Below are 12,413 nucleotides of genomic sequence, written 5' to 3'. Positions count from 1 at the left end.
TAGCAGGCATGAAGACCACTGAAATTCTTGCTAAGCCGGTAGTGACACTCCCCACTATTGGAAGTGTGGGAGGGCTCGCACTCTGGTTCGCATGGCCATACATTGCGTCTCAGGTGGCGCACTACCCGGCAGCATTCGGGCTTAGTTGGTCAGATACTGAGGCATCTGTTGTGTTCACAATCGCAACTGTACTCATCGCGGCTCTGGTAATCGGATCTCTCTTATCTGTCTTGATTAACCTTTGCCAGTCACTCAAGGAAGACTATGTTTTTCCCTGGATTATTTTTACCGTCAGGGCGTTAGCCGCGTTAGGTCTGTTGGCAGTGATTCTCTATCTTCCTTGGGTGCTAAACGTGAAATTAGGAATGCCTACGGGGCTTTAGCAGCCGTTTGAAAGGAACGAAAATGACAAACAGTGGAGAGAGAACAAGGCAGAAGGTTATGGGAAAGACACGAGGTTACTACGACGAACTGCGTCTCATGGGTAAGCCCGTTATTGTCCAAGGTGAGCCGCTACGGACTCCGTGGCCTATGACAGCGGCCGAAGGTTGGATGTTCTTCGCAACAAGCCTTCTGATCTTGATGGGCGGTTTCTGGCTGGCTTTTGTCGTCGGCGCTGAATTCATCGAGCCGTCGTTATACCGGCTCCTGCCGCCAACTCTCTTCGTGGCAGCGCTGTTCGTGGGGGCGGGGGTAGGCGGCCGGTTGCTTCGTCCGAAGAATATGCGTGAGCGTGAAGAATCAGCCCGCCTGCACCGGATCGACTCCGGCAGCTAACGCCCATTTTTGAGGGCAAAGAGAGGTAATCCGTCTCGGTTGCGCCGGTGTCAGAGGTGCAGGAGACAATAAGAACTATGACTCCTAGAAGGAATTAAGAATGATTATGGAATTGCTCATGAAGGTATCACCCGGTCTTTTTATCTATTCTTCTGTGATCGCATTATCGGTTTTTGTTTTGGCAGGGGCCTGGGAAGAAAAGATAGACATAGTTCATGGTGAAAAAGGCGAGTCTCTATTTCTCGTCGAAGCGTCTGACTCTCGCACCGTTAGAGGTGGTGACTCGGTGTCTACTCACGACTCGTTATTCACGGCACGCTGGCAGGCATTCTGGGCCGTTGTGCGGGGCGACAAAAACGTATCTATTAGAGGCACGCGATTCATAGAAATGCCTACGTGTCTTTAACGCCCACTGGACGGGAACGAAGCTGTGCAAGGCTTCAAAGATGACGCATCGGAGTGGCGACGCATCTTCACTGCAGACTTTGATTCCTAAAGGTCAGAACATGCGCGTTTGAGTCATTCTTTTCGGTATGGAAGATCTATTGAAAGGGGAACCCGCCCCAGCTAAACAAATTCTCCAGTGCGAAACGGAGACATGGAATTGCGCACCGTGTGCACCTAATGTTGGTGATCGAGTCGTGATAGGAGAATACGGTCGCAATTCTTCACGGAAGTTTCGCTTAATCGAACGTGATATGAGAACCGGAGACTGTACCGTATTGGACCTCGATACCGATGAAACTCAAAGCAGGGACATCTACGAGCTAGCGAAAGTGGGGCTTGGCGAGCCGCCCTTGTTAGGAGCTGATACTGGAGACGGTAGTAACGATGGTTGATGCCAAACACATTTCAGCGGTTAAACAGCTCAAGCTACTCCTGTCGATAGCAGCCCTTTGCGCTGTCGGAATTGCTGCTTATTGGAGTCCAGAGCTTCTCGGGGACGACCACGCTAGTGAAATAAACCATGGGTCTATTCGAGCGAAAACTGCTCACCTGAGTGAGGACTATGTGACAGAGATTGGACCGGCTGAACGTAGCTATGACCCCCTTACTCCAGGCGTGGTCGAGTATTGCCCTCTTGACCGGCTTACCAGGCCGGGGTGCGCGTTTGCCGACCTGACTTTGTCTCAGAGGCGTTTCGCGCAGGAAGAAGGGCGCCTGCCTATTCAAGTCGACCCTCCTGGCTGGCAGGGCAACAGAGAAGTGGCGATCCTCGCCCTAGAAAGCGTAGAAGGCTCTCGTGATTATCGAGGCTGGTTTTGGAACCGGTCTCATCTGATCGCAGATTCACTTGGAGGGTCGGCCGGCCCAGAAAACCTAATTTCTGGCACAAGAATGCAGAACGTTGGTTCCACGCAGACGGGTGGCATGTCATACACCGAGACTATTGCAAGGTCCTGGCTTGACAGCCAAACTGACGATTCGTGCCCCTTGTACTACGCCGCGACCCCTCAATACATAGGCGATGAGCTCGTGCCGCGCTCGGTGAAGGTCGACATGCGTTCATGCGACGGAACTATTGACATTGGCTTAACCGTTCTGAACATAGCGAATGGTTATGCCATTGACTACTCGACGGGAGAATTCACGGTCGACCAGTAGTCAGCTTTCGTTTGAGGGGAAGGGGTGCGCTTCGTCTTGTTTCTTTCGGTTGTTAGCTATCGAGAGGAAAGCCATGAAGCCAAGAAGGTGGCACAGAAGAACCAGGCGGCGTAAGGAAGCCAGACAATGGCTTGCTGAGGAGCTTCGAACACTTGATGTAGTGGAAGAACTGCGCAGCGCGGTCTTGCGGCGGAACGATTTCATGTCGGAGAACGTGTTGGAACGCTTTGAGAAGTATCTAATCGAGCCAGAGTCCGTATCCTATGCAGAACTCTCTGAACTCATGATGAATGTCCTCGGTTTACTTGTTGCGAGCGAAGTCTCCATTGTCCATCAATCGCGGTTGCTCGTTGTAGCGGATTTCACCAATGCTGTGGGGCTCGCTGGTATTGATCTTTGGCCAGCAGAACTAGCAATGCTGCGGTGGAGGCAGCAGCACATCCTTGGGAGTTGTGGCCGTGATTCGTGAACGCGGTGCGCGCCCGGCTGAGCCCGTATTCGATGAAGCAGGGCCGTCTTTGTCGCCTGCACCGGTTGATTGGTGGAGCTTGTCTGACGAAGAACGGCACGCTGAGCTACAAAGTCTTGTCCCATTTGTGTTGACGCTCGTCGAGCAGTTCGTGATTCCTGAAGCCGAGATTCCACGGTGCTGGTATCAGCATCAAGCATTGGTGCAAGAGCTTCTGGCAGTCAAACAATACCGCGAGCAGCAGTTTGATACCGTGGCCGCCCCACAAGGCCCCATCGACTTTCATTACAACCTTTACGCAATGGTGAGGCCACGGTTGAGGGCCTTTGTGCAAATGGTGGGATGCAACGCCGCGAAGCATAAACCGGACGAAAACATTTATCCGAGCTGGATGGTCCCTGGCAGCACAGATGTTGCTTCATGGCTTGCCGAAGTTCAGGAGTATTTCTATTCCGTTGAGATGAATCATGTCGGTGGTGCCACTGAGGATAAAGCAGGGGCTGAGATCAAAGGAGAACAAGCTCTATGAGCATTCAAGATAAGTGGCGATCCATGCCGAAGGGAAATCGTAGACTGCTCACCGTTGCGGTAGTCATGGTGGTCGTGGTCATGGTTGCTGGTTTGATCGGTTTAGGCGTGAAAAGTGGAAGCGAAGGAACGCCTAACGCTGATCCTGGTAGTGAACCTGCGAAAGAATCGGTTCCACAAGAATCGGAATCTGATGAGCGGCCCGCTGAAGACGATGAACCAAAGGAAGACACAGTTGCTGGCTCCGGAGTGAAAATCGATGACCGGGGTCTCGGGATCATGCCAGTAACGACAGACCCTGCAGAAGCAGCAGCTGCAGCGGCTCAGCTCGCATTTACTGTGAACCTCGCGAAAAATACCCGAGAGGAATTCTTCGACGAGGTGATTCAGCGTATGACACATCCAACCCCAACGTATAAAGGTGCCGAGGGAGAGGTACATACGATGGTGGTAGCTCAGCCGTTTGAAGAGACTCAACGAATGTACTGGGCCCCTGAAAAAGCGCTTCATGAGTTAGTTAATGGGGCTGGGCTGCAAGATGACCCGGAACGCTGGTGGTGGATTCTTGCAAACTCTACGGTGTACGAAAACCTGTCTTGGATCCCTGATCTTCAGATCACAGCAAAGCCTCTCGAAGTTCTCAGCGAGGCAGAGATGCTCGAGCTTTATCCAAAGGCAGTGCCGAAAATCAAAGACGAGACCGATATGACTCCAGACACACCTGGTGCAACGTTGTCGCAGTGGTGGGTATTACTGGAAGTCGACGGTATCCAAGGCGAAAGCGCGGCGCCTCGTTACCAATACCCGGCACATTTCGCTATCTACTGTGATGCCCCTGATGACGGAGGGGTATGCGGCGTCGCATACTCCATCGTCAGCGACTTTCCAGCAGAATGGCTGCGCCGGTAGCGGTAGCTGCCGCGTCGACGGCAGCTAAACACTGGAAAGCGATTCTCGGGATCATCGCTGTACTTTTGCTGGTCCCGGTCATCCTAATAGGGCTTGTAGTCACAAGTGTGTTCGCGGCTGAAACTGCCGCAGAAGAACAAGCCCCTGAGCAGAGCGTCAGCGCAACCGGTCCCGCAGTTATTGGATCGTGTGCACCGGACTGTGCTGGGGCAGACGGGCCGCAGACGCACGTGAGCGTAAAAAGAATGCTCGAAGTCGCTATGAGCGAAGTCGGTACCTCCCGGGCCACAGGACACAATATGCCTGGGGAGTGCATCGTGAGCGTTCGCAGATGGGTCGGAGCCGCTGGAGGTAACTTCGGGTGCTGCGGTGCGAGGGAAGGGCGAATCACGGCCGGGCTCCTCGAAGTGTCAGATGGTTCACTCCGTCCTGGAGATGTCGTCCAGTACGAAAGCTACGCGACTCCAAATGGGTACCCGTGGGGAGTGCACACCTATATGGTGCTTGCGGTTCATGGCGACGGTACACACGACATCATTGAATCAAATGTGCCTTTCGCTTCTGGACTGGTTGGCATCAGACAGAACCAGCGGTTAAACCCGCCACCAGGGTTCAGAGCAGTGGTGTGGCGAATCGCTGGCCAACCTGATGTGTGACAGAGGAACTCGCTCTGGAGGGGTACCACCTAAAGGTGGTGCCCCTCTTTCGTTTAAGTGGGTTTGTGCTGCGCGGTACCTCGCATCTTTCGGTGAACTCACTCACTGAAAGAAAGGTTCAATATGGACAAGCTTGTTCATGCACTCGAACGACAAGGAATTGTGGTTACAGCCGACGAGATGCCCGATATTTCACCAGATTTTGGTTTCCCTGGCGGTACACTCCTGAACCAAATTGCGTCTTGGATACTTGGTGGCGGGCTCGTTCTCGCATTTATCGCCCTTATCGTCCTTGTACTCCTGATCGTGTTCAAAGGCTTCGGAAACCAAGGTGCCCAACAGAAAGCAAGCGGGTTAGCCGTTCCGGTGTTCCTTGGGCTGGTCGTTTTGGGCAGCATCACCGCCGTGTACCACTTCATTATCGGCCTGGACTTGGGGCTGTAAATGTTGAGGGCTGAGGAACAAGACGGCTTAACAGTCGATTTCGACTGTGGGTTCGCCGACCTATGGTGCAAAGGAATGCAAAAGACCGGAAACGGGCTAGCCGACATGATCAACTGGCTTGCTGAGATTGTTCTTGTACCCTCAGCCCTCGATAACGAAGGCGGGATGTGGGAAACCGCTATGGGAGAGGCCGGCGTTTGGCTAGGGCTGTCCCTGATGCTTTCGTTCATGGTCCTCGTCGTTGGCCTTTCTATCGCGTTAGTCAAGCAGCGGAAAGATCTCATCGGGCGAGCTATCTTCGGTGGTCTGGGAACTTTCCCTGCAACGATGTTCGCATGGTGGCTGGTGTACCAGGCTCTCGACTTCGTCGACCAGTTCTCGGGTCACTTTACGAGCACACTGACCGGTGAAGACGGAGACGGAAGCATCGGGACACTGTTCCAAATGTTCGAGGGAGAAGCGAACTGGACAAACGGCCTAGTGTCCACCCTCGCTCCAGTTGGTAGCCCGATTCTTCGAATGTTGCTTTTGATGGTGATGCTCAGCATCGGACTGATTTTTGTATTTGTCGCGCTCGCATTTCGAGACTTTGTCTTGTTGCTCTTGATCGCATTTGCGCCACTGGCTTTCGTCGTTTTACCACTGAAGAACGGTGATGTCTGGCTGAAACGATGGGCATCTGCGGTGATTGCGATGTTGCTGGCAAAACCCATAGTCCTTGGCACTATGAAACTGGTGGTAGCTGGGTTCGGGAACGTCGATTCTCTTTGGTCGCCTCAGGGTATGAGCCTGTCAATCGGGCTCATCATCGTCTCGTTTATGCCGCTCATGCTGTTCACCTTCTTCAACTTTGTTGGAGGTAGTGACGCAGGCGATCAAGTAGGTAGCCGTGCAGCGCAAGGCACTAAGCAGCAGGTGCAACGAGTGCAGCAGATGGTGCCTACTAGGTTCCGTTCTCCAGGAGGCGGAGGTAGCGGAGGAACACCAAAGGCCGCTCCAACTGCTGGCGGCGGACCCGCTGGGGGCGGAAAGTCGAGCCCCAAGAGTGATTCATCGAGCAGCGGTTCGCCACAGGGGAAGAAAGAAACGCCTAAGGCCGCTGGAGCACAGGGTGTTAAAAAAGACTCTCCCAATGGGCCAAAGCCGCCAAGCGGCAGTGGCAGCGGGCACAGAGTCCCAGAGCAGCCAAAACACGGGCCTGGCGGAGGATCTACACCACCCCCTGCGCCGACGAGGCCGCAAAGCCAGCCCGCATCACCGCCACCACCGAAGGCTGCGCCAGACCAACCTCGTTGGACCCCGCCTGCAAACCCCAACCAGCCTGGAAATAAACGATGACTACTAATTACACCTCACAGCCGATGAGCTTTAGTCGGCTGCCGTCACAAGGCCTCGTTTATGGCATCAGTGCAGCGGGGTTTACCGGGCTGACGGTTGCTGTCTTGTGGACAGGGATCATGGTTATCGCGAAAGGCTTTCTCGTCGCTTTACTGTTTCTGCCACTGACTGGCGGGCTGGCAGCTTTATCCCTTCTGAAAATGCATGGAGAAGCGTTGATTACGCACGTTGGACGTGAACTTGGAGGAAACATGCGAAAACTACTTGGAGCCACGAAATACCGAGCGAGACCGGAAGCGAAAAAGATTGAGCCTGAGGCTGCTCTCGATATTCCAGGTCGCCAAGGTCGGCTTTTTGTGTATGAAACCGATACCGGAGCTTGTGTCGTTTGGGACGCTCTAAAACAGACAGCAACGATAACTTGTCTTATCGCCACTGCTGGTATGGGGCTTCCACAGGTGGGGGTTCCATCGACCCTTGAAGAAGGGGAAAGAGATTGGCTCATCTTTGAGTGGGCTAAAGTTCTTGGCTCCTTTACCCAAAAAGAACACATCGTGCGAGTAACAACGCTCGAGCAAACAAGACCAGGAACCGTCGCGGCCGAGCAACGTTATTTCGATGAACGCGGAAAACAGGGCACTGCAGCACAGGCGTCTTATTTGCATGCTTTGGAGTTAGCACGGGAACAGGTGGTGCTGCACCGCACGCAACTTGCGATCACTTTTCGGCTTGCAGGACATGTCAACGACCTCGTGAAAGGGTACGGCGGAGGCAAACGTGGCATGTTGAAACTCGCCGAGCTCGAAATGCAGACTGTCCACGAAGCTCTTCTGCAAGCAGGCTTTAGCCGAGTTGCGTGGATTAATGCTCGCGAATGGGGAGCCTGGGGTCGCAGCATCATTGACCCTGCTTCGCAAGAAGCTGTGGACGTTCGAACCGGCACCGAGCATGAAGGGGTCGCACCGCACGCAGCAACCCCGATGCTTCTTGAAGAGCATCGAAACTATGTTGAAACTGACTCAGGATGGCACCGCACCTTTTGGATTCATGAGTGGCCACGATACGACACCTATCCAGGTTTTATGTCGAGACTCGTGATGAATCGTGCCCAAAGCGGGAGGCCGGTGCGGCACACTCTCATGCTGGTTGCCTCTCCGGTACCAATTGGGAAAGCAATGAAGCGGCTCGAAGACGAAAAACGCACCTGGTTGACAAACCAGAACCTCCGGCACAAAGCAGGAAAGCCTGAGTCAGCTGCAAATGAGGCTGACTGGCACGCGATTGAAGCGCATGAGCGGGACCTCGTTGCAGGACAAGGAGAACTGAGATTTTCAGCGTTCATCACTGTTACGGCCACAGACCAAGACTCACTCGAACAAGAGGCAGCATCCATTGTGAGCGCGTGTGCTGCGACCGGACTCGAAACAAGGCTCGTGCCTTGGCAACAGAGCGAAGCTCTCATGAATATCGCATACCCGTGCGGGGAAGGGATGAAATAAGCATGGCGAAACAGGCGATTACTTTCGCGCCAGCAGGATTGTCGAAGAAGGAACGCAAAGAACTCGAAGAATACCTGAAGAGCCTTTCTGGACCCCAAGCAGAGGACGATGCCGCTGCTACTGGCATTGTCGATCCGCTCCCAACGCTGCACAGAAAGTTGCCCACTCTTCCATCTTTTTGGACGCTTCCACTCAGGCGACCATTTCATCGAGCTACTGGTTTCCAGATCGCGGCCGCAAATCCATTTGCTGCCGCAGATATTCACGACCCTGCTGGCCCAATTATTGGCATCGAGATGATGTCTGGGGGCGGTGCTTTCACGTTTGATCCTTGGACTCTCTATTCCTCCGGGCTTGTTAGTTCTCCGAACTTGCTGATTGAAGGGTCATTGCGGCAAGGGAAAAGCTTCTGGATCAAACGGCTTGTCGCCCTCCTCGTTGAGGTTGGTCATTACGCGATCAATACCTCAGATTCTAAAGGTGAGCATGGCGTGGTCGCCCAGGCGCTAGGCGGAGACGTGTTTGAGCTGGGTGCGTACGGTAGCGACATCCGCATTAACCCGCTAGAGAAGCCAGAGCGTCGAAATGGAGAAACTGTTGACGCGTATCAATCGCGTGTGAAAGCGGGACGGAACGCTGTGCTTCAGCAGATTGCGACTTTGCTGAACCCAGGAGAGAGAGCAGTAACCGCTCGAGAAGCTTCGCTCCTGGACTGGGCCGTCGATGAAGTTGTGCGAAAGACCGATGACAGGCCCGTTATACGTGACGTGTGGCAAGAGCTTAGCCCAGAGAACATTGTTCAGGCCCAGGGCGGCAACCACTACGAAAAGCGAGACGCTGACGACTTGTGGGACGGACTTCGAAGACTTGTTGAAGGCGACCTCGGTGAAATGTTCGACGTGCATTCCTCGGTAACATTGCGACCTGATTGCCCGTATACGGTGATCGACACGTCTGCCATTAGTCAACGTGGATCTGGCGCTCTTTCAGTAGCTCAGGCGGTGTCGAATGCTTGGGTGCAAAACACGATCTCGAACAAGAGTTCAGGGCGCCGGTATTTCGTGATTCGAGAAGAAGGCTGGCGAGATATGAAAAGCGTGGCCGCGCTCGAAGCTCACCAAGAACAGCTGAAACTCTCTGGTGAGTACGGCATCTCAATGGTCCTTATTGTGCATGAGGGCGGTGACTTTGATGCGGTGGGCGCGGAAGGCTCCAAAGAACGTGAGCTCGCGAAATCATTGCTGCGCGGTTACGCCAACCGAGTGTGCTTTAACCAGCCTCAGTCGGCGCTTAATAACGCGGTGAAAGACGGCACATACACCACCGCAGAAGCGGCCGCTATTGGCGGCCTGCAACGTGGTCAATTCCTCATCAAAATGAGAAACCGCTCCTACGTGGTCGACGGAAACCCGACAACGACTCCATGGGAGCGAGAAGTGTTCAACACCGATAGACAGATGGTAAAGCAGGAGGAAGATGCTGCATGAACGGCGTCGAAGAAATCTATACATCCTTTTCGCGCGGAATGGATCTCCCACCGACTCCTGACGACCCCACTTTCGCCGAGGTGTGGGAAGTGCACACCGGTGTGCTGCACATGGTAGGACTCAGGCTTTTAGAGGCAGATCTAGGACAGCATTTGGACGCAGCGAATGAAGTTCGTCTACAGCTTGAACGACACCACAGGGTGGCAAACATGGCTGACGGAATGCCCATCACGGTGCCCGCGGCAGCAGTGAGGGGGCTCCGTACATTCGGAAACTACCTTGAGAACAGCAACCAGCTCGAAGAGATAAGAGCTTACCTATCTTTCAACGCCGGCATCGCCGATATTTTCAGTGAATATGCGGTGAAACATCGAGGGAGAGCCGCGCTACCGGTGAAGTATGCATTATCTGTGGTCGCGAAGTCAGCCGCATTGATGAGCGATTGTGTTGGACACGAATTGAAAATCTTTACCTACCGAGGTATCTCATGAAGCCGAAATACACTTGGTCAACGCTCCCAGCAGGCCTTGCTTTTGCGGGAGTGATCGCCGCAGTAATTGGTTTGGTAATGGTGCCACAGCTCTTCGCGATCGCTGTCACAAACCCCAGCCTCTTCCGCGCAGAAGACAAACCCGCATTGATTGCTTTGGTGAAGCTATGGGGCACGTCTACTCCGACACAAGTAACGGGAGGACGATCTGATGCGGCTCATTGGGCAGCCGTTCTGGGGTTGATTGTGGGTTTTGTTGGAGGAGTTATTTTCTTAATGGTTCTGCATTTCAAAAGGAAGAAGAACCCACAACTGACAGAAGGGCTTGCGAAACCCAGCCAGGCTAGAAAGCAGCTCGGAGAGAAAAAATTACTGGAAGCAGGTGCTCGTTTTCGGCCTTCATTAGACCCGGCTTTGATGAAAGCGAGTCACGTTGGCTACCGGCTTGGTGAATTCCAAGGCGTTGAGATCTGGCTGAAAATTGAAGACCCGATCATCGTCATTGGCCCCTCCCGTTCAGGGAAAGGCTGGCACATTGTTCTGAATTGGCTTCTCGATGCGCCAGGCGCAGTCATCACCACGTCATCGAAGATGGATAACGCGACCATGACGATTGAGGAACGTCAACGTGGCGGCCGCCGTGTTTGGGTATTCGCGCCAGGCGTCATAGGCGGAGAGAGCCTGGGCCATGTTTTACGCTGGAACCCGATAGAAGGGTGCGAAGATGAAGAAACTCTGATTCGCCGTATCAAAGCGCTGATACCTTCAGACTCGTTCTCAGGGTCAACGAGCAACGGTGGCCACTGGGATACGCTCGGCCAGCAACTCGCCGCCCATCTCTTCCACGCGGCCGCGCTCGGCAACAAAACAGTTGACGATGTGTGGGAGTGGGTATCGAACCCGCAAGAAGCAATGAATGCGGTGAAGCTGATCCGTGAACACGAACGAGGGTTGAGCGAGCATGCTGCTCACCTTGAGCAAATCATTACGCAGCCTCCGGAGCAGCGTGTGACTTCTTGGGGAACGCTCAGCACAGTTCTTGCCTTTCTTGAGTCTGGGTCAGCCAGAGCCTGGATGAAACCGGGTAAAAATGATGAACAGTTTGACCCGGTGCGGTTCGTGTTCGAGAAAGAGACTCTGTACCTCGTTGGCGATAAGCAGACAACCGGTGGTTACGTTCGCATTATCGACGGGCTCCTGGCCGAAATGGACTTCGTTACTAAGGGGATCGCAGACGCGATGCCTGGTACGAGGCTTGACCCTCCAGTGACGTATCTGCTCGATGAAGCGGGCAACTTTGAGTATCAGGGACTATACGAGCTGATCACTGCAGGCGGTGGCCGTGGCCGTGTCGGTGTCGTCGTGTTCCAGTCGAAGGGGCAGCTTGCGCAGTGGGGTGCTGAAAATGCTGAAACTTTGTGGGACGCGGCCGCCGCAAAGATCATCCTTCCAGGAGGGTCGAAATCTGATGATCTCAGAGACATGGAGCAGCTCATCGGAGATATGTGGGTCCAACGGGATTCGCATAGCTGGGGCAAAGGCCAAAATTCTGTTTCAGTGAGTAGAGAGAAACAAGCGATCCTCACCGGCAAGCAGATTCGCGAGCTGGAAAACCGATACTGCCTGTTGTTCTACAAAAACCTCCCAGCGGTGATCCCAGAGATGCGGCCATTTAACGAGCACCGCCGTTTCAAGGACTGTCAGGCGAACGCATCCCGTCTCAGCCAACAGATTGCGGCTACTTCCCAATTCGCTGAACAGATTAAGGAGTACAGCAATGCGTGAAATGAAAAGGGGAACTCAGCGGTCGAGAAAGAGGAATAACCGCCGTGCAAAGTATGCCAAATATATTGAATCTCCTGCTTGGTTTGCCCGCAGAGCGGAGTGGGAACGTGAAGAAAAGCAGCGCACAGGGCAAGCAACAATTTTCTGTTTTGGCGGTTGCGGTAAGGAATGGTCGTTGGATGATCACCTGCACCATGTGTTCTACGACCGGTTAGGTCAAGAAACACACACTGATCTAGCGGGCATGTGCGCAGAATGCCATTATCGGCTTCACGCGATAGTTGAATCTCCCACCTACCAGCGGATGCCCCGTGCCACGGCTCAGCGACAAGGTATGAAAGCACTGCGGTGGGAGAACAAATCTAATGACGTTCTAATTCGAGAGAGATGAATGATGGCACAAAGAGTAGTGACTGCGCAGCACTC

13 protein-coding genes are annotated in these 12,413 nt (G+C 53.7%); all 13 read left to right on the top strand.

Annotated features, from left to right (window positions below):
- Positions 1 to 8 precede the first annotated feature (8 nt).
- The 13 genes from JSO19_RS03925 (at position 9) to JSO19_RS03865 (ending at position 12,378) form a co-directional block, all read left to right on the top strand.
- Entirely contained in the window at positions 9 to 383 is a 375-nt protein-coding gene (locus tag JSO19_RS03925) for a hypothetical protein (protein ID WP_270909879.1), read from the top strand.
- 22 nt (positions 384 to 405) lie between these two features.
- A complete protein-coding gene (locus JSO19_RS03920; protein WP_270909878.1) occupies positions 406 to 777 on the top strand; it encodes a hypothetical protein in 372 nt (123 codons plus the stop codon).
- An 831-nt stretch (positions 778 to 1,608) separates the two neighbouring features.
- Complete coding sequence (locus JSO19_RS03915) at positions 1,609 to 2,382, top strand: DNA/RNA non-specific endonuclease (protein ID WP_270909876.1); 774 nt, start codon at positions 1,609 to 1,611, stop codon at positions 2,380 to 2,382.
- 160 nt (positions 2,383 to 2,542) lie between these two features.
- Positions 2,543 to 2,851, top strand: coding sequence for a hypothetical protein (locus JSO19_RS03910; RefSeq protein WP_270909874.1), 309 nt, complete (start codon positions 2,543 to 2,545; stop codon positions 2,849 to 2,851).
- Positions 2,841 to 3,380, top strand: a complete 540-nt coding sequence (locus JSO19_RS03905) for a hypothetical protein (protein ID WP_270909872.1) — start codon at positions 2,841 to 2,843, stop codon at positions 3,378 to 3,380. The genes JSO19_RS03910 and JSO19_RS03905 overlap by 11 nt, the downstream gene beginning before the upstream one ends.
- Complete coding sequence (locus tag JSO19_RS03900) at positions 3,377 to 4,288, top strand: hypothetical protein (protein WP_270909871.1); 912 nt, start codon at positions 3,377 to 3,379, stop codon at positions 4,286 to 4,288. The genes JSO19_RS03905 and JSO19_RS03900 overlap by 4 nt, the downstream gene beginning before the upstream one ends.
- 779 nt (positions 4,289 to 5,067) lie before the next feature.
- Positions 5,068 to 5,388, top strand: a complete 321-nt coding sequence (locus JSO19_RS03895; RefSeq protein WP_270909870.1) for a hypothetical protein — start codon at positions 5,068 to 5,070, stop codon at positions 5,386 to 5,388.
- A 75-nt stretch (positions 5,389 to 5,463) separates the two neighbouring features.
- Positions 5,464 to 6,726, top strand: coding sequence for a hypothetical protein (locus JSO19_RS03890; RefSeq protein ID WP_270909868.1), 1,263 nt, complete (start codon positions 5,464 to 5,466; stop codon positions 6,724 to 6,726).
- Entirely contained in the window at positions 6,723 to 8,225 is a 1,503-nt protein-coding gene (locus JSO19_RS03885; RefSeq protein WP_270909867.1) for an SCO6880 family protein, read from the top strand. Before JSO19_RS03890 ends, JSO19_RS03885 begins: the two co-directional genes overlap by 4 nt.
- A gap of 2 nt (positions 8,226 to 8,227) precedes the next feature.
- Positions 8,228 to 9,712, top strand: a complete 1,485-nt coding sequence (locus JSO19_RS03880) for a hypothetical protein (protein ID WP_270909866.1) — start codon at positions 8,228 to 8,230, stop codon at positions 9,710 to 9,712.
- Complete coding sequence (locus JSO19_RS03875) at positions 9,709 to 10,203, top strand: hypothetical protein (protein ID WP_270909864.1); 495 nt, start codon at positions 9,709 to 9,711, stop codon at positions 10,201 to 10,203. Before JSO19_RS03880 ends, JSO19_RS03875 begins: the two co-directional genes overlap by 4 nt.
- Positions 10,200 to 11,987 (top strand): type IV secretory system conjugative DNA transfer family protein, encoded by a 1,788-nt coding sequence (locus JSO19_RS03870; protein ID WP_270909863.1) that lies wholly within the window; start codon positions 10,200 to 10,202, stop codon positions 11,985 to 11,987. The genes JSO19_RS03875 and JSO19_RS03870 overlap by 4 nt, the downstream gene beginning before the upstream one ends.
- On the top strand, positions 11,980 to 12,378 hold the full coding sequence (locus JSO19_RS03865; protein ID WP_270909861.1) for a hypothetical protein: 399 nt from the start codon (positions 11,980 to 11,982) through the stop codon (positions 12,376 to 12,378). The genes JSO19_RS03870 and JSO19_RS03865 overlap by 8 nt, the downstream gene beginning before the upstream one ends.
- Positions 12,379 to 12,413 lie beyond the last annotated feature (35 nt).

It is taken from the genome of Leucobacter sp. UCMA 4100, assembly GCF_027853335.1.
GTDB lineage: Bacteria > Actinomycetota > Actinomycetes > Actinomycetales > Microbacteriaceae > Leucobacter_A.
Note: the sequence above shows the minus strand (reverse complement) of the source record. Positions and strands in the feature narration are given on the sequence as shown.

What these genes read in the sequence shown, in the direction of transcription:
- JSO19_RS03925 (WP_270909879.1), top strand. Translation starts at nt 9, where the DNA reads ATGAAGACCACTGAAATTCTTGCTAAGCCGGTAGTGACACTCCCCACT.
- JSO19_RS03920 (WP_270909878.1), top strand. Translation starts at nt 406, where the DNA reads ATGACAAACAGTGGAGAGAGAACAAGGCAGAAGGTTATGGGAAAGACA.
- JSO19_RS03915 (WP_270909876.1), top strand. Translation starts at nt 1,609, where the DNA reads ATGGTTGATGCCAAACACATTTCAGCGGTTAAACAGCTCAAGCTACTC.
- JSO19_RS03900 (WP_270909871.1), top strand. Translation starts at nt 3,377, where the DNA reads ATGAGCATTCAAGATAAGTGGCGATCCATGCCGAAGGGAAATCGTAGA.
- JSO19_RS03895 (WP_270909870.1), top strand. Translation starts at nt 5,068, where the DNA reads ATGGACAAGCTTGTTCATGCACTCGAACGACAAGGAATTGTGGTTACA.
- JSO19_RS03890 (WP_270909868.1), top strand. Translation starts at nt 5,464, where the DNA reads ATGCAAAAGACCGGAAACGGGCTAGCCGACATGATCAACTGGCTTGCT.
- JSO19_RS03885 (WP_270909867.1), top strand. Translation starts at nt 6,723, where the DNA reads ATGACTACTAATTACACCTCACAGCCGATGAGCTTTAGTCGGCTGCCG.
- JSO19_RS03880 (WP_270909866.1), top strand. Translation starts at nt 8,228, where the DNA reads ATGGCGAAACAGGCGATTACTTTCGCGCCAGCAGGATTGTCGAAGAAG.
- JSO19_RS03875 (WP_270909864.1), top strand. Translation starts at nt 9,709, where the DNA reads ATGAACGGCGTCGAAGAAATCTATACATCCTTTTCGCGCGGAATGGAT.
- JSO19_RS03870 (WP_270909863.1), top strand. Translation starts at nt 10,200, where the DNA reads ATGAAGCCGAAATACACTTGGTCAACGCTCCCAGCAGGCCTTGCTTTT.
- JSO19_RS03865 (WP_270909861.1), top strand. Translation starts at nt 11,980, where the DNA reads ATGCGTGAAATGAAAAGGGGAACTCAGCGGTCGAGAAAGAGGAATAAC.